This window comes from Achromobacter sp. 1011811831 (assembly GCF_059760905.1).
The window spans coordinates 1-14,690 of sequence record NZ_JCBANG010000064.1 but is presented as its reverse complement, the minus strand read 5'-3'; the positions used below and the strand labels follow the sequence as shown (position 1 = coordinate 14,690).

The following is a 14,690-nucleotide window of genomic DNA, read 5'->3' as shown; positions in this document are numbered from 1 at the left end:
CCCGCGACAGACGAGGAGACCCGCCATGAAACGCATCCTGATACCCGTGGACGGATCGCAGCACGCGCTGCACGCCGTCCAGGCGCTGCTGGAAGCGCGCCGCTACGATCCCGTGGCGCAGGTCGAGCTGCTCAACGTGCAGGTGCCGCTGCAGGCGGGCAAGATCGGCCGAGGCCTGTCCCAGGAAGAGATCGACGCCTATCACCTGCGCGAATCGCGCGACGCGCTGCGCGAGCCCGCCGCGCTGCTGCACTCGGCGGGACTGCCCTGCACCGAGCACACCGAGGTCGGCGCCATCGCCGAAACCATCGCGCGCGTGGCGCACGATACCCGCGCCGACGAAATCTACATGGGCTCGCGCGGCCTGGGCTCGGTATCCGCGCTGCTGATGGGCTCGGTGGCCACCAAGGTCCTGCACCTGACGGCCCTGCCCGTCACCCTGGTCAAGTGAACGCGCAAGCGTCGCAACAAGGAGCAACCATGCTGAACCTGCTCGTTCCCGTCGACGGTTCCGACAACGCCAACCGCGCCGTCCTGCATGCGCGCGCGCTGGCCGCCGGCGCGCCGTCCGCCCGCGTCCACCTGCTCAACGTCCAGACGCCGCCGCGCGGCCGCGCCGGCCTGTCCAGCCTGATCACGCAGGACATGATCGACGAGTTCTATCTGCGCGAAGGCCAGGAGGCCGCCGACGAGGCCCGCAAGCTGCTCGACGACGCCGGCATCGACTACACCAGTCATGTGGAATTCGGCAATCCGGCCGTGGCGATCAACGCCTATGCGCGCGAACACGGCTGCCAGCGCATCGTCATGGGCAGCCGAGGCAATGGCGCGCTGGCCGGCATCCTGGTCGGCTCGGTCGCCAACCAGGTGCTGCAGCTGGCCGACGCGCCGGTCACGCTGATCCGCTGACGCGGGCGGCGGGCAGGCGCAGCGTCACGCGCAGCCCGCCCAGCGGCGACTCCCCGGCGAGCACGTCGCCGCCATAGCTGCGCGCGAGATCGCGCGCGATATCCAGTCCCAGCCCCGATCCCGGCCGCTGCTCGTCCAGCCGCGTGCCGCGCTCGAAGATGCGCTCGCGCTCGTCCTCGGGGATGCCCGGACCGTCGTCATCGATATGGATCAGCAACATGCCGTCGCCGCCGCGCGCGGCGGTGACGCGCAGGCGCCGGGCCGCCCATTTGCAGGCGTTGTCCAGCAGATTGCCGGCCATCTCCTGCAGGTCCTGTTCATCGCCGCGAAACGCCAGGTCCGCCGCAAAGGCCGGCATGTCGACATCCAGCCCGCGCTGCGCATGCAGGCGGCGCATGACGCGCAGCAGCGCCTCCAGCGGCGGCCGCAGCGGCGTGCGTCCCTCGATCGCGCCAGCCGCCGCCGCGGCCCGCGCGCGGGCCAGATGGTGGTCGACCTGGCGCTGCGCCAGCGCGGCCTGCTCGCGCACCAGCGCCGCCAGCGGGCTGTCCTCGCGCGCGGCGGCATTGGCCAGGATGCTCAAGGGCGTCTTGACCGCGTGCGCCAGGTTGCCGGCCTGCGTGCGCGCGCGCTGGACCATGTCGGCGTTGACCGCCAGCACCCGGTTGAAGTCCTCGACCAGCGGCTGGATCTCGCTGGGAAAGCGTCCCTCGATCGGGGTGACGCCGCCGCCGCCGCGCTGCGAGGCCAGCTGCGCGCGCAGCCGCGCCAACGGCCGCAATCCCACCAGCACCTGCACCACCGCGGCGGCCGTCAGGCCCGCCGCCAGCGCGCCCAGCGCGATCAGCAGCATGTGGTTGAAGCGTCCCACCGGCTCGGCCAGCGCCGCCGTGTCGGCCGCCACCGCCAGCCGGAGCGCCCCGGACTCGGACTCTTCCGGCTTGAGCGTGCGCGTCAGCGTCGTGAGCCGATGCCGCTCGGGACCGGCGATGTCGTAGGCGCCATCGGCCGCCGCGTCGGGCAGGGCCAGCGTCTGGTCCCACAGCGACCGCGAGCGCGCGGCCCCGGGCATCACCGTGCGCCCCTGGTCGTCCAGGCGGTCGATCTGCCAATACAGGCCCGACAGGGGCTGTCCCAGCCGCGGATCGCTCAGCGGCGTCACGCTCAGCGCGCCATCGGGCGCGACGTTGACCGCCGCGGTCAGCTGGTTCAGGTGCAGGACCAGCTCGGCGCGCAGCTGCTCGGCCACGTGCTGGCGGAACAGATTGCCCAGGCCCCAGCCGGCCAGCGCCACGGTGGCGAGGATCCAGGCCAGCGTGCCCGCCAGCAGGCGCCAGCGCAGCGAGCCGGGCGCGCGCGCAGCGCTCATTCCGTCCTCGCCAGCCGATACCCCAGGCCGCGCACGGTTTCGATGGTGTCGGACGGCAGCTTCTTGCGCAGCCGGCCGATGAAGACCTCGATGGTGTTGGAATCGCGGTCCTGGTCCTGCGCGTAGATGTGCTCGTTCAGCTCGGCGCGCGAGACCACCTCGCCGGCCCGCTGCATCAGCACGGCCAGCACCTTGAATTCATGGCTGGTCAGCGACAGCGCCTGGCCGTCCACGGTGACGCGGGCCTGGCGCGTGTCCAGCATGATCGAACCGCAGCGCCATTGCGCGCTGGTGTGGGCGCTCTGCCGCCTGAGCAGGGCGCGCAGCCGCGCCAGCAGCTCTTCCATGTGGAAGGGCTTGGTCAGGTAGTCGTCGGCGCCCGCGTCGATGCCGGCGACCTTCTCGTGCCAGTTGTCGCGGGCGGTCAGGATCAGCACCGGCATGCCCAGCCCCGCCGCGCGCCACTTCTTCAGCACCGTCAGGCCGTCCATCACCGGCAGGCCCAGGTCCAACACCACCAGGTCATAGGTTTCGACCTCGCCCAGGTAGTGCGCACGGCCGCCGTCCGCCGCGGCGTCCACCAGGTAGCCCGCCTGGCCCAGCGCCTCGGACAGCTGCTCCGACAGCGTGGGCTCGTCTTCCACCACGAGGATCCGCATCAGTGTTTGCCCCGGAATTGAATGTCGCGCCCCTTCACGCTCAGCACCCTGCCGTCGCGCGCGTCGATTTTCATCTTGATCAGCCCGCCGCCGCTCTGCAGCAGCCGGATCTCGTAGATGAACTCGCCATCATCCTCTTCGAACTCGACCTTGACCACCTGGCCGGGATAGTCGCGCTCGACCCGGTCCAGCACATCGCGCAGCGGCAGGATCTTGCCGTCCTGCAGGGCCTGGCGCGCGCGATCGTGGTCGTCCTCGCCGGCCGTGCCCAGGCCCGGGCCCGCCGCCAGGACCACGGCCAGCGCGACGCCGCACAGCCAGAGACCGGCGCGCGCGATCGGATGGCGGCCAGCGCCGCGAAGATTGAAGGAAAACATGGGTTTCTTATACCGCGTCCAGGATGAACGGCGGGTGAACGGACGCTTCAGAAAGGGTTCATGGCCACTTGCGAATAATGCGTTCCATGGCCGATCCCGCGCCATGCCCCTCATCAAGGAGACCCACCCATGACCTCGATCCGCAACACTTTCGCCGCGCTTGCCCTGGGCGCCACCGCGCTGGCCGGTTCCGCCGCCTATGCCCAGACCGCGCCTCAGCCCACGGCCGCTCCCGCCGCAGCCACGGCCCAACCCCAGACGTTCCTGACCGTGCGCCAGGTCTATGACACGCTGACCACCGCCGGCTACCGCAACATCACCGAGATCGAGCTGGAGCACGGCCGCTACGACGTGAAGGCCGACAACCCGCAGGGCCAGCGCGTGAAGCTGCGCGTGGACGCGCAAAGCGGCGCCGTGCTGCGCAGCCGCCTGAAGGACTGAGGCGGCGTTTTCCTTGGGGCGGACGGCGCCGGCGCTGCGCCGTCCCGGCGCCCCCTTGGCAGTCCGCGCCCGTCCCGCCCTTCCGGGCGGCCCTCTTCGATGGAAGTCATCATGAAAACCCGCACCGCCCTGGGCGGTTTCCTGCTCGTCCTCACCCTCGCCTGGGCCTGCGACGCGTTCGTCCTGCAAGCCGCGCCCGCTGGCGCCTGGCCCTGGGTCCTGCAGCGGCAGGCGCTGTACCTGACGGGCGTCTGGTCCATCGCGCTGATGGCGCTGATCATGCTGCTGGCATTGCGCCCGGCCAGGCTGGAGCGCCCGCTGGGCGGCATGGACCGGGTCTACCGGCTGCATAAATGGGCCGGCATCCTGGCTGTCGTGACCGGCGCCGCGCACTGGCTGATCAAGCTGGCCAGCGGCCCCTTGAAGACCTTGCTGGGCACGGACGGTCGCCCCGCGCGCGACCTGACGCTGGCCCTGTTCGAAGGCAGCCGGGGAATCGCCAAGGACCTGGGCGAATGGTCGATCTATGCGCTGCTGCTGATGCTGGCGCTGACGCTGTGGCGCCGCTTTCCCTATCACGCCTGGCGCCTGGCCCATCGCGTCATGCCCGTGCTGTTCCTGGTGCTGGCCTTCCATGCCGTGGCGCTGGCGCCGGCCGGCTACTGGACCGGCATCACCGGCCTGCTGCTCGCCCCGCTGCTGGCGGCCGGCATCTGGAGCGCCGGCGTGGCGCTGGCCGGCCGCATCGGCCATGGCCGCCGCAGCCACGGGCGCATCACGGCGCTGGAACGCAAGCGCGACGGCGTGCTGGAAGTCGAATGCCGCCTGGACGCGGGCTGGCGCGGCCACCAGGCGGGACAGTTCGCCTTCGTGCGCTTCGACCGCAGCGAAGGCGCGCACCCGTACACCATCGCCAGCGCGCCTCGGCGGGATGGCGTCATCCGCTTCGAGATCAAGGCGCTGGGCGACTACACCTCGCGCCTGCCCGATGCGCTGCGCGTGGGCCAGCCGGTGGAGGTCGAAGGCCCCTATGGCTGCTTCCAGCTCGACGTCGGCGACGCCGCGCCGCAGGTCTGGGTGGCGGGCGGCATCGGCGTCACGCCCTTCCTGGCCTGGCTGGATGCGCTGGGCGCCGACCCGGCCCGGGCGCCCAGCGCGCAGCTGCATTACTGCGTGCGCGACGCGGCCGCCGATCCCTTCGCCGCCGCGCTGCGTGAACGCTGCGCGGCCCTGCCCTCGATCCGTCTGAGCATCCATGACGCGGCCCGGGGCCAGCGGCTGGACGCGGCGCAGCTGGAACTGGATCCGGCCGCGGGCCAGGCCGCCCAGGTCTGGTTCTGCGGCCCCGCCGGACTGGCGCGCAGCCTGCGCGCCGGCCTGCGACGCCTGGGCCGCGCCGACGTGCGCTGGCATCAGGAGGCGTTCCAGATGCGTTAGCATCGAAGGCGGCCCCGCGCGTCAAGGCGGGACCGCTGCACCGCTCGCCGCGCCGGCGGACTGCTCCGTTTTCCGCAGGATTTCCGGCAACGCAATCGGCTTTGCTTGCGCTGGGTCAAACCCGTCCCGCCCACGGCGCCCGATCCGCCCGCGATCGGGACGACAATAGATCCATCCCGGCAAGCCCGCGGCCCGGACCCCGTCCCGGCGGTCCGCGGCGGGCGGCCAGCAACCCTCTATCCGAAAATCTGGAGGCATGTATATGGTGTTCAAGAAACTCTGCGTCGCGGCGATCCTGGCGGTGGCTTCGGCCCCGGTGCTGGCGGCCGAATGCTCGGTCGACATCGCGGGCAATGACCAGATGCAGTTCGACAAGAAGGAAATCACCGTCAGCAAGAGCTGCAAGCAGTTCACGGTGAACCTGAAGCATCCCGGCAAGCTGGCCAAGAACGTCATGGGCCACAACTGGGTGCTGACCAAGACGGCCGACATGCAGGGCGCGGTGAACGACGGCATGGCCGCCGGCCTGCCCGCCGACTACGTCAAGAAGGATGACGCCCGCGTCATCGCCCACACCAAGGTGATCGGCGGCGGCGAATCGGATTCCGTGACCTTCGACGTGAGCAAGCTCGCGGCCGGCCAGGACTACACCTACTTCTGCTCCTTCCCCGGCCACTTCGCCATGATGAAGGGCACGCTCAAGCTGGTCGACTGACCCGCCCGCGTCTCGCGGCGCCCCGTCCTCCCGGCCCCCCGGCCGGAAGCGCGGGGCGTTTTGCCGTCCGGCGCCTGCCCCTACAATGGCCGCTCCCATGATCCCGGGCACGGCCCCACACGCAGGAGCGAACATGAGCAAGGAAAAAGTAGCGATCGTCACCGCCGGCGGCAGCGGCATGGGCGCGGCCGCGGCGCGCAAACTGGCGGCCGACGGCTTTCGCGTCGCCATCCTGTCCTCCTCGGGCAAGGGCGAAGCCCTGGCCGGCGAACTGGGCGGACTGGGCGTGACCGGCTCGAACCGCTCGCCCGAAGACCTGGCGCGCCTGGTCGATACGGTGATGGCCAAGTGGGGCCGCATCGACGCGGTGGTCAACAGCGCCGGCCACGGCCCCAAGGGTCCGCTGCTGGAAATCAGCGACGCCGACTGGCAGCTGGGCATGGAGTTCTACCTGCTCAACGTCGTGCGCATCACGCGCCTGGTGGCCCCGATCATGCAAGCGCAGCGGTCCGGCGCCATCGTCAACATCTCCACCTACGCCACCTTCGAGCCCGAGGCGTTGTTCCCGACCTCGGGTGTATTCCGCGCCGGCCTGGCCGCCTTCACCAAGGTGTTCTCGGACGAGTACGCGGCGCACAACGTGCGCATGAACAACGTGTTGCCCGGCTTCATCGACAGCCTGCCCGAAAAGGAAGAGCGCCGCTCCCGCATTCCCATGGGCCGCTACGGCACGGCCCAGGAAGTGGCCGACCTGATCGCCTTCCTGGCCTCGGACGCCTCGTCCTACATCACCGGCCAGAACATCCGCATCGACGGCGGCATCACCCGTTCGGTCTAATCCGGATGGCCGTCCCCGCGCTTCCGCCCAGCGCGGCGCGCGGGGCGGCTCATCCTTTGGATGGCGCTCATCCGTCTGGCGGTATTGAAGCGCCGGCGCGCCCGTCGTTACCTTAGGGTTCCGCTTCCCGACGAAGGCGCCCCGCCATGCCCGCGACGCCGTCCATGGCGCCCGCCACCGCGCCGGCCGACTATCCCCCGCCCAGCGCCGGCCAGGCCTCGCGCTTCCTGGCCCAGGCCAGCTTCGGCGCCACCCCGGCGGACATCGCCGCCGTCATGCGCGACGGCTATGCCGCCTGGCTGGACGCGCAGCTGGCCATGCCGCCGTCGCAGACGCATTTCGACTGGCTGCTGCAACAGGGCAGGAACACCGAGGAATACAAGGGCAACGGCATCAACGCGCCGCTGGATGCCACGCTGTGGCGCAAGTTCATCAGCGCCCCCGACCAGGTACGCACCCGCGTCGCCTTCGCGCTGTCCGAGATCTTCGTGGTGAACGTGGCGTCCATCACCGCGTCCTGGCCGCTGTTCGGCGCGGCCGGCTTCATGGACCTGCTGGCCGAACACGCGCTGGGCAACTACCGGAGCCTGCTCGCCGCCGTCAGCCGCAACCTGTCCATGGGTTGCATGCTGACCTTTCGCGGCAGCCGCAAGGAAGACCCGCGCACCGGCCGCCATCCCGACGAGAACTACGCGCGCGAGATCATGCAGCTGTTCAGCATCGGCCTGCTGCAACTGCGCCCCGACGGCACGCCCCGCCTGGACGGCGGCGCGCCGGTGGAAACCTATACGAACGCCGACGTCCAGGGCCTGGCCCGGGTATTCACCGGCTGGGACCTGGACGGCGCCGAAACCGACGTGGAATTCCACCGCCGGCCGATGAAGCTCGATCCGGCGCTGCATTCGATGGCGGAAAAACGCTTCCTGGGCACCGTCATTCCCGCCGGCACGGGCGGCCCGCGATCGCTGGCGCTGGCCATGGACGCGATCTCGGCCCATCCCAATGTCGGCCCCTTCATCGGCGCGCAACTGATCCAGCGGCTGGTCGCCAGCAACCCCAGCCCGGCCTACGTGGCGCGCGTGGCGGCGGTCTTCGCCGACGACGACCTGGGCGCGCGCGGCAACCTGAAGGCCGTGGTGCGCGCCGTGCTGCTCGACCCTGAGGCGCGCTTTCCCGACCTGGCCTCGCCCCATTGGGGCAAGGTACGCGAACCCATCCTGCGCTTCTCCGGCTGGGCGCGGGCCTTCGGCGCGCGCTCGACCAGCGGCGCCTGGGCCATGCCCGACACCAGCGACAACACCATCCGGCTGGCGCAAAGCCCGATGCGCGCGCCCAGCGTGTTCAACTTCTTCCGGCCGCGCTACACGCCCGCCGCCACCGAGCTGGCGCGCCAGGGCCTGGCCGCGCCGGAATTGCAGATCACCGACGAAACCAGCATCGCCGGCTACCTGAACTTCCTGGCCATCTACGCCGATCGAGGCTGGGAAGACCTGCAGACCGACTACGCCGCCGAGCTGGCGCTGGCCGGCGATCCCGATGCGCTGGTCGCCCATGTCGCGCTGCTGCTGGCGGGCGACGCCTTCAGCGAGGCGACGGCGCGACGGATCGCGGCCGCGCTGCGCGACATCCCGCCCGAGCGGCCGCGCGACCGCGTGCGCGCCGCCATCGTACTGGTGGCGGCCTCGCCCGAATACCTGGTGCAGAAATGAGCTCTACACGACATGCCGATGCCGGCCGGCGCGCCTTCCTGCTGCGCGCCTGCGCGCTCGGGGCGGCGGGCGCCGCGGCGCCGCTGGCCGCCAACCTGGCGGCGCTGGGCGCGGCCGCGGCGCAGGAAGCGCCCGCCGGCTCGTACAAGGCGCTGGTCTGCGTGTTCCTGTACGGCGGCAACGACCCCTACAACACCATCGTGCCGTATGACGAGGCCTCGCACCGCGCCTACGCCGCCGCGCGCGCCGACATCGCGCTGCCGCGCGAGGCGCTGCATGCCACCGTCCTGGGCGGCGGGCCGGAAGCGAACGGCATGCGCTTCGCGCTGGCCCCGTCGCTGGCGCCACTGGCGCCCCTGTACGCGCGCGAACGCATGGCCGTGGCGTTGAACGTCGGCCCGCTGGCCGCGCCCACCAGCAAGGCCGACTATGTCGCCGGGAAAGCCGCGCTGCCACCCAAGCTGTTCTCGCACAACGACCAGCAGTCGTACTGGCAGGCGCTGGCGCCGGAAGGCGCGTCGTCCGGCTGGGCCGGCCGCCTGACCGACCTGCTGCTAGCCGGCTCGGCCACATCGGGCATGGCGGGCGTCACCGCCGGCGGCAACGCGGTGCTGCTGGCCGGCCGCCATTCCTCCGGCTATCGCGTCGGCCCACAGGGATCGACCGCCATCGACCTGCTGCGCCACGGGCTCTACGGCTCCGAAGCCTGCACCGCGCTGCTGCGCGATCTGATCACCGCGCCACGCCCGCACCTGATGGAAAGCGAGCTGGCGGCCATCGCCCTGCGCTCGATCGCCACGGACGCGCGCCTGCGCGATGCGCTGGCCGCCGTGCCGCCGCCGCCCAGCTTCGCCGGCGTCGATACGCCGCTGGCTGGACAGCTGCGCATCGTGGCCCGCATCATCGCCGCGCGCCAGCCGCTGGGCGCGCGCCGCCAGGTGTTCTTCGTGTCCCAGAACGGCTATGACAACCACACCGGCCTGCGCGACGACCATCCCGCCCTGCTGCGCGAACTGGGCCAGGCGCTGGCGGCCTTCCAGGCGGAACTGGACAGGATGGGGATGGCCGATCAGGTGACCACCTTCACCGCTTCCGAATTCGGCCGCACCCTGGGTTCGAACGGCAACGGCTCGGACCACGGCTGGGGCGGACATCAGCTGGTGCTTGGCGGCGCGGTGCGGGGCGGGCGCTGCTATGGCGCGCATCCCGATATCGCGCTGGACGGGCCGGGCTTCGTCGACAACGGCCGCCTGCTGCCGGACATGGCGGTGGAACAGCTGGGCGCCGCGCTGGGCGCGTGGTTCGGCGCTGGCCGCGACGAACTGGCGCTGGCCTTTCCCAATCTGTCGCGCTTCGGCCCCGGGCCGGAGGGCCTGCTGCCCGCTCCCGACAGGGCCGCCTAAGCCAGATCGATCACATCCCGCCCGCCATCAGACGCTCGCTGTCGACCAGGCGCTTCCAGCGCGCGGCCTCGTTTTCAACGAACCGCGCCAGCTCCTCGGACGAACCGCGCCGGACCTCAGCGCCCTGCTCCGCGATCTTGGCGGCCACGCCGGCATCCGCGAGCGCCTGATTCAATGTCGTGTTCAGCCTGCTCGCCACCGACGCATCCAATCCCGCCGGCGCGAACACCGCATACCACTGCGGCACCTCGACGCCCGGCACGCCCGCTTCGGCCAGCGTGGGCAGGTTCGGCAGCGAGGCCAGCCGTTTCGGACCAGCCACCGCCAGGGCGCGGATCTTGCCCGACTGAAGCTGGGGATACGCGCTGAACAGGCTGGGGAACATGACCTGCGTGACCCCGGCCAGCGTGTCGTTCATGGCCGGCGCCGAGCCTTTGTACGGCACATCCAGCATGTTCACGCCGGCGGCGCGGTTGAAGAGGACGCCGGCGACAGACGGCGCGGTGCCGGGGCCGGCCGACGCGTAGTTCAAGCCGTCGGGATGCTGCTTGCCATAGTTCACCAGACCGGCGACGTCTTCCACTCCCAGGCCGGCGCTCACCACCAGCAGCGTGGGCGAATCCGCCACGAAGCCGATGGGCGTGAAGTCCCGCACCGGATCGTAGCTCAGCCTTTGCAAGGCGGGATTGATGCCGTGCGTGCCGATGTAGCCCAGCATCAGGGTGTAGCCATCGGGCGCCTGCCTGGCCACATATTCCGAGGCGATGGCGCCCTGCGCGCCCGGCTTGTTCACCACCACGACGGTCTGGCCAAGCAGTTCGCCCATCTTCTGGCCAACGATGCGGGCCAGCACGTCATTGCCGCCGCCGGCGGCCGTGGGCACGACCATGGTGAGCATCCGCTCCGGATAGGCGGCGGATGCCGGCGTGGCGTTGAGCAGCAGCAAGGCCGCGGCGCAGGCTGCGGCGAAAGAACGGGAATGCATGGGATGTCTCCTGTTTTTTTGATTGCCGGCCTCTACGGGACGGCGCGGGAAATGGGATTGGGCAGATACAGCACCCCCTTCATGATCTTTCGCGCGGTGCGCACCAGACCGGCGCGCCGTATCGAGACGCCGTCGTCACCAAGCTCCACCTCGATATCCATCGCCCCCGACGGATGCTCGATGCGCACGCCACGGCTGCCAGCGGCCGGCTCCGGGCCGCCGAAGCCATGCGCCACCGTGCCCGGTATGAGAAAAGCGCAGGCCACGCCCACCGCGCCGGTCGCGGCATGCGAGCGATGGCAGGACCGTGGCGTGAAATAACGCGAGCGCAGCGCCATGGGCTGCGCGCCCGGCGCCAGCAGCACGGGCTTGGGAAGCACGCTGTCGCGGACATCGCCCAGCCCCATGCGTCGGCCCGCCTCCAGGCGCACCGCCTCGATCCGCGCCATCAGGGCCGGATTGGCGTCCAGCTCCGCCGGCGTCTCGTCGCCGCGCGCGCCCAGGTCCGAAGCCCGCATCAGCACCATCGGCATGGCGGCGTCGATCAGCGTGACGCGCAGGCCATCGATGTCGTCCTGCCGCTGCCCGGAAGGGAACAGGCCGCCAGTCACCGCGCCCCAGGCATCCAGGAAGTTCAGCCGGACAGGCGCCGCCGTGCCGGCCACGCCGTCGATGCGCGCGGCGCCTTCGTAGGTCAGCCGGCCGCCCGGCGTCTGCACGATCGCCTCGATCACCGATCCCGTGTTGACGTTGTGGACCCGCACCGAGGTCACGCCATCGTTGGCCGCGAGCAGCCCTTCATCGATGGCGAAAGGCGCGGCGCCGGACAGCATGTTGCCGCAGTTGGGCCGCAGGTCCACGCTGGCCTGGTCCACCGACACCTGCGCGAACAGGTAGTCGATATCGCAGCCGGGACGGCGCGAACGCGACACGATGGCGACCTTGCTGGTCAGGCTGTTGCCGCCGCCCAGGCCATCGACCTGCAGCGCATGCGGCGACCCCATCGCGGTCAGCAGCAAGCGGTCGCGCTCGGCTGGATCGGCGGGCAGCCAATCCGCCAGGAAGAAAGGGCCGCGCGACGTGCCGCCGCGCATCAGGACGCAAGGGATGATCGTTTCCATGGCTGCCATTCTGCGCAGGGCGGGCTAATATTTGAATTGCAATTTACGGATGGATTAATGCATGGGACGCATCAATTTCGATCTCCAGGAACTGCAGGCCTTCGTGGCGGTGGCGGAACGCGCCAGCTTCCGCGCGGCCGCCGAGGATCTCCATCTGTCGCAACCGGCCTTGAGCCGGCGCGTCGACAAACTGGAGGCGCAGTTGGGCGCGAAGCTGCTGGAGCGCACCACGCGCCGCGTGTCCCTCACGAATATCGGACGAGTCTTTCTCGAACGCGCCCGGACGGCCATCGACGAGCTGGAAAGCGCGGTGCTCAGCATTGGCGACCTGGCCACGCAACGGGAGGGACTGATCACCGTGGCCTGCGTGCCCTCGGTGGCGTACTACTTCCTGCCGGCCATCATTCACGAGTATTCGCTGCGCTTTCCCCGCATCCGCGTGCGCATCATTGACGAAACGGCCAACACGGTGCTCAACAGCGTCGTATCGGGCCGTGCCGATTTCGGCATCAGCTTCTTCGGCACCCAGGAGCCCGACGTGGACTTCAAGGCCGTGCTGCGCGAAGACTTCGTGCTTGCCGTTCGCAACGACCACCCGCTGTCGCGCCGCCGCAGCATCACCTGGGATGAGCTGGCGGGCGAGCGCTACATGACCGTGGCCAAGGAAAGCGGCAACCGGCTGCTGATCGACGACGCGCTGGCCAAGAGCGGCAAGCGCACGGTCAGCGCTTATGAAGTCAGCCATGTCATGACGCTGCTCGGCCTGGTGGAAGCCGGACTGGGCGTCGCCGCCGTGCCGCGACTGGCCATGCCGCTGAAGGGGCATTCCACGCTGGCCAGCGTGCTGCTGGAACAGCCCAGGGTCACCCGAAGCCTTGGCCTGATCTCGCGCCGAGGCCGCCCGCTGGCGCCGGCGGCGCAACAGTTATATAACCTGATTGACCAGACTGGAAAATCAGCCAAGCGCAAACCCTCTCCCCGGCCGTCCTCCCCATGAACCTCATCTGCCTGGCCTTGCAACCCGCCACCGAAGACGATCTGCCTTTCCTGCTGACGCTGCGCAAGGCGACCATGACAGAACACCTGGACCGCGCGGGCGTCCCTCAAGACGACGAGCATCATCTGGCGCGCATCCGTCACCACTTCAGCGACGCGCAGATCGTCTGGTTCCATGGCCGGCCCGCCGGCCTGTTCAAGGCGTATCGCGATCCCGCCGGCTGGCGCCTGGTGCAGATCCAGATCGATCCCGCGTTCCAGGGCCAGGGGCTGGGCCGTCGCCTGCTGGCCGGCCTGCTGGAACAGGCCGACGCCGAGGGCGCGCCGGTGACGCTGTCGGTGCTGGACGGCAACCCCGCGCGCCGGCTCTACGAGGCGATGGGCTTCACGGCCCAGGAAACCCGGGGCCAGGAAATCGAGATGCGCTATGCGCCCCGAGCGCCCCGAGCACCGCGCGCGCCCCTGGCCACATCCGCGACCCGCTCGGCGGCGTGAACCGCGCCGGTCCGGATTTTTTTTTCCGGGCGTGGAATAAGCAAGAAGCGGGCAGCGTCTATCCCAGGCAGTCCCCAACCCAACTCTTTCCGCGAGGCACACCATGCGCAAACCCACCGCAGCCCTGCTGGCCCTGGCCGGCGCCGCCCTGTTCTCGGCCGCCGTCCAGGCCCAGCCCGTCAAGGCCCAGGACGGCGTCCTGGTCAACGAAGCCGGCATGACCCTCTACACCTTCGACAAGGACGCAGGCGGCAAGAGCGCCTGCAACGACCAGTGCGCCAAGCTCTGGCCGCCCGTGATGGCCGCCGCCGACGCCAAGGCCTCGGGCGACCTCACCATCATCACCCGCGACGACGGTGGCAAGCAGTGGGCCTACAAGGGCAAGCCGGTCTACCTGTACGCCAAGGACGCCAAGGCCGGCGACAAGACCGGCGACAACTTCAAGGACGTGTGGCACGCGGCCAAGCCCTGATCCCGCCGCGCCCTCCGATCCATGCGCGCCGAAGACGAAGCCGCGATCCTCGCCTGCATTCCCAGCCTGCGGCGCTATGCGCGCGGGCTGGCGGGCGATCCGCAGCGCGCCGACGACCTGGTCCAGGACACGCTGGAGCGCGCCTGGAGCCGCTACTCGCGCTGGCAACGGCGCGGCGAACTGCGCGCATGGATGTTCGGCATCATGCACAACCATTTCGTCGACGGCCTGCGCGCCAGCCGGCGGCAGGCCGAGCTGACGCCCGTGGACGAGCTGCCCGAGGTGCCGGTGCGCGCCACCCAGTCCGACGGACTGGAGGTGCGCGACCTGGACCGCTGCCTGCGGGCGCTGCCGCCCGAACAGCGCGAGGTGCTGCTGCTGGTCTGCGTCGAGGAGCTGTCCTACCAGGACACCGCGCAAGTCCTGGACGTGCCGATCGGCACGGTGATGTCGCGCCTGTCGCGCGCCCGCGAACGGCTGGGCGCGCTGCTGCAAGGACGCGAAGCAGCCACCAAGCTACATCGCGTGAAATGACATGAACGACAAACGCCTGCACGCCATCCCCGCCACCGGCGCCCCCATCGCCGAGGCCGACCTGCACGCCTACGCCGACGGCCAGCTCGCGGCTGCGCGCCGCGCGGAGGTCGAGGCCTTCCTGGCCGCGCATCCGCAGGACCGCGCCCGCGTGGACGCATGGCAGGCGCAACGCCAGGCGCTGCGCGCCCTGCTCGACCCGGTGCTGGACGAGCCGCTGCCGCTGCGCC

At 70.4% G+C, this 14,690-nt stretch carries 18 protein-coding genes; 13 read left to right on the top strand and 5 right to left on the bottom strand.

The window, feature by feature from the left end:
* Positions 1–25: 25 nt before the first annotated feature.
* The gene (locus AC6LJ9_RS21290) at positions 26–451 is read left to right on the top strand and encodes a universal stress protein (protein WP_498149118.1); all 426 of its coding nucleotides are present in this window, start codon (positions 26–28) and stop codon (positions 449–451) included.
* A 29-nt stretch (positions 452–480) separates the two neighbouring features.
* Positions 481–909, top strand: a complete 429-nt coding sequence (locus tag AC6LJ9_RS21285; RefSeq protein ID WP_212321092.1) for a universal stress protein — start codon at positions 481–483, stop codon at positions 907–909.
* Here AC6LJ9_RS21285 and AC6LJ9_RS21280 read toward each other — a convergent pair.
* The 3 genes from AC6LJ9_RS21280 to AC6LJ9_RS21270 are packed head-to-tail and all read right to left on the bottom strand — an operon-like array spanning position 893 to position 3,314.
* Positions 893–2,278: an ATP-binding protein gene (locus tag AC6LJ9_RS21280; protein WP_498149117.1), complete on the bottom strand. Its 1,386-nt coding sequence runs from the start codon at positions 2,276–2,278 to the stop codon at positions 893–895. The two genes, AC6LJ9_RS21285 and AC6LJ9_RS21280, sit on opposite strands and share 17 nt — an antisense overlap.
* Positions 2,275–2,937 (bottom strand): response regulator, encoded by a 663-nt coding sequence (locus AC6LJ9_RS21275; protein WP_498149116.1) that lies wholly within the window; start codon positions 2,935–2,937, stop codon positions 2,275–2,277. The genes AC6LJ9_RS21280 and AC6LJ9_RS21275 overlap by 4 nt, the downstream gene beginning before the upstream one ends.
* The gene (locus AC6LJ9_RS21270) at positions 2,937–3,314 is read right to left on the bottom strand and encodes a PepSY domain-containing protein (protein ID WP_498149115.1); all 378 of its coding nucleotides are present in this window, start codon (positions 3,312–3,314) and stop codon (positions 2,937–2,939) included. The genes AC6LJ9_RS21275 and AC6LJ9_RS21270 overlap by 1 nt, the downstream gene beginning before the upstream one ends.
* 129 nt (positions 3,315–3,443) lie before the next feature.
* Between AC6LJ9_RS21270 and AC6LJ9_RS21265 the strand changes: the two genes are divergently transcribed.
* The 6 genes from AC6LJ9_RS21265 (at position 3,444) to AC6LJ9_RS21240 (ending at position 9,857) form a co-directional block, all read left to right on the top strand.
* Positions 3,444–3,755, top strand: coding sequence for a PepSY domain-containing protein (locus tag AC6LJ9_RS21265; RefSeq protein ID WP_212321113.1), 312 nt, complete (start codon positions 3,444–3,446; stop codon positions 3,753–3,755).
* A gap of 111 nt (positions 3,756–3,866) precedes the next feature.
* A complete protein-coding gene (locus AC6LJ9_RS21260; protein ID WP_498149114.1) occupies positions 3,867–5,192 on the top strand; it encodes a ferredoxin reductase family protein in 1,326 nt (441 codons plus the stop codon).
* 262 nt (positions 5,193–5,454) lie between these two features.
* Complete coding sequence (gene azu / locus AC6LJ9_RS21255) at positions 5,455–5,907, top strand: azurin (protein WP_498149113.1); 453 nt, start codon at positions 5,455–5,457, stop codon at positions 5,905–5,907.
* Between the two features lie 133 nt (positions 5,908–6,040).
* A complete protein-coding gene (locus AC6LJ9_RS21250; protein ID WP_212321494.1) occupies positions 6,041–6,745 on the top strand; it encodes an SDR family oxidoreductase in 705 nt (234 codons plus the stop codon).
* A gap of 146 nt (positions 6,746–6,891) precedes the next feature.
* Positions 6,892–8,454 carry a DUF1800 domain-containing protein gene (locus AC6LJ9_RS21245; protein ID WP_498149112.1) on the top strand — a complete coding sequence of 521 codons (1,563 nt, stop codon included), beginning with the start codon at positions 6,892–6,894 and terminating at the stop codon, positions 8,452–8,454.
* The gene (locus AC6LJ9_RS21240; protein WP_498149111.1) at positions 8,451–9,857 is read left to right on the top strand and encodes a DUF1501 domain-containing protein; all 1,407 of its coding nucleotides are present in this window, start codon (positions 8,451–8,453) and stop codon (positions 9,855–9,857) included. The genes AC6LJ9_RS21245 and AC6LJ9_RS21240 overlap by 4 nt, the downstream gene beginning before the upstream one ends.
* A gap of 10 nt (positions 9,858–9,867) precedes the next feature.
* Here AC6LJ9_RS21240 and AC6LJ9_RS21235 read toward each other — a convergent pair whose 3' ends face one another.
* Together AC6LJ9_RS21235 and AC6LJ9_RS21230 are read right to left on the bottom strand one after the other, a co-directional pair.
* Positions 9,868–10,842 carry a Bug family tripartite tricarboxylate transporter substrate binding protein gene (locus AC6LJ9_RS21235; RefSeq protein WP_498149110.1) on the bottom strand — a complete coding sequence of 325 codons (975 nt, stop codon included), beginning with the start codon at positions 10,840–10,842 and terminating at the stop codon, positions 9,868–9,870.
* A 32-nt stretch (positions 10,843–10,874) separates the two neighbouring features.
* Complete coding sequence (locus AC6LJ9_RS21230; protein WP_498149109.1) at positions 10,875–11,963, bottom strand: 4-oxalomesaconate tautomerase; 1,089 nt, start codon at positions 11,961–11,963, stop codon at positions 10,875–10,877.
* Positions 11,964–12,024: 61 nt separating this feature from the next.
* Here AC6LJ9_RS21230 and AC6LJ9_RS21225 point away from each other — a divergent pair, with 61 nt between their 5' ends.
* The 5 genes from AC6LJ9_RS21225 to AC6LJ9_RS21205 all read left to right on the top strand — a co-directional run.
* On the top strand, positions 12,025–12,960 hold the full coding sequence (locus AC6LJ9_RS21225) for a LysR family transcriptional regulator (RefSeq protein WP_498149108.1): 936 nt from the start codon (positions 12,025–12,027) through the stop codon (positions 12,958–12,960).
* Positions 12,957–13,454, top strand: a complete 498-nt coding sequence (locus AC6LJ9_RS21220) for a GNAT family N-acetyltransferase (RefSeq protein ID WP_498149107.1) — start codon at positions 12,957–12,959, stop codon at positions 13,452–13,454. Before AC6LJ9_RS21225 ends, AC6LJ9_RS21220 begins: the two co-directional genes overlap by 4 nt.
* Positions 13,455–13,557: 103 nt before the next feature.
* The gene (locus tag AC6LJ9_RS21215; protein ID WP_212321482.1) at positions 13,558–13,926 is read left to right on the top strand and encodes a COG4315 family predicted lipoprotein; all 369 of its coding nucleotides are present in this window, start codon (positions 13,558–13,560) and stop codon (positions 13,924–13,926) included.
* A gap of 21 nt (positions 13,927–13,947) precedes the next feature.
* Positions 13,948–14,460, top strand: coding sequence for an RNA polymerase sigma factor (locus tag AC6LJ9_RS21210; protein ID WP_498149106.1), 513 nt, complete (start codon positions 13,948–13,950; stop codon positions 14,458–14,460).
* Position 14,461: 1 nt separating this feature from the next.
* Positions 14,462–14,690: anti-sigma factor family protein (locus tag AC6LJ9_RS21205; RefSeq protein WP_498149105.1), on the top strand; the 229-nt coding region annotated here is incomplete at its 3' end.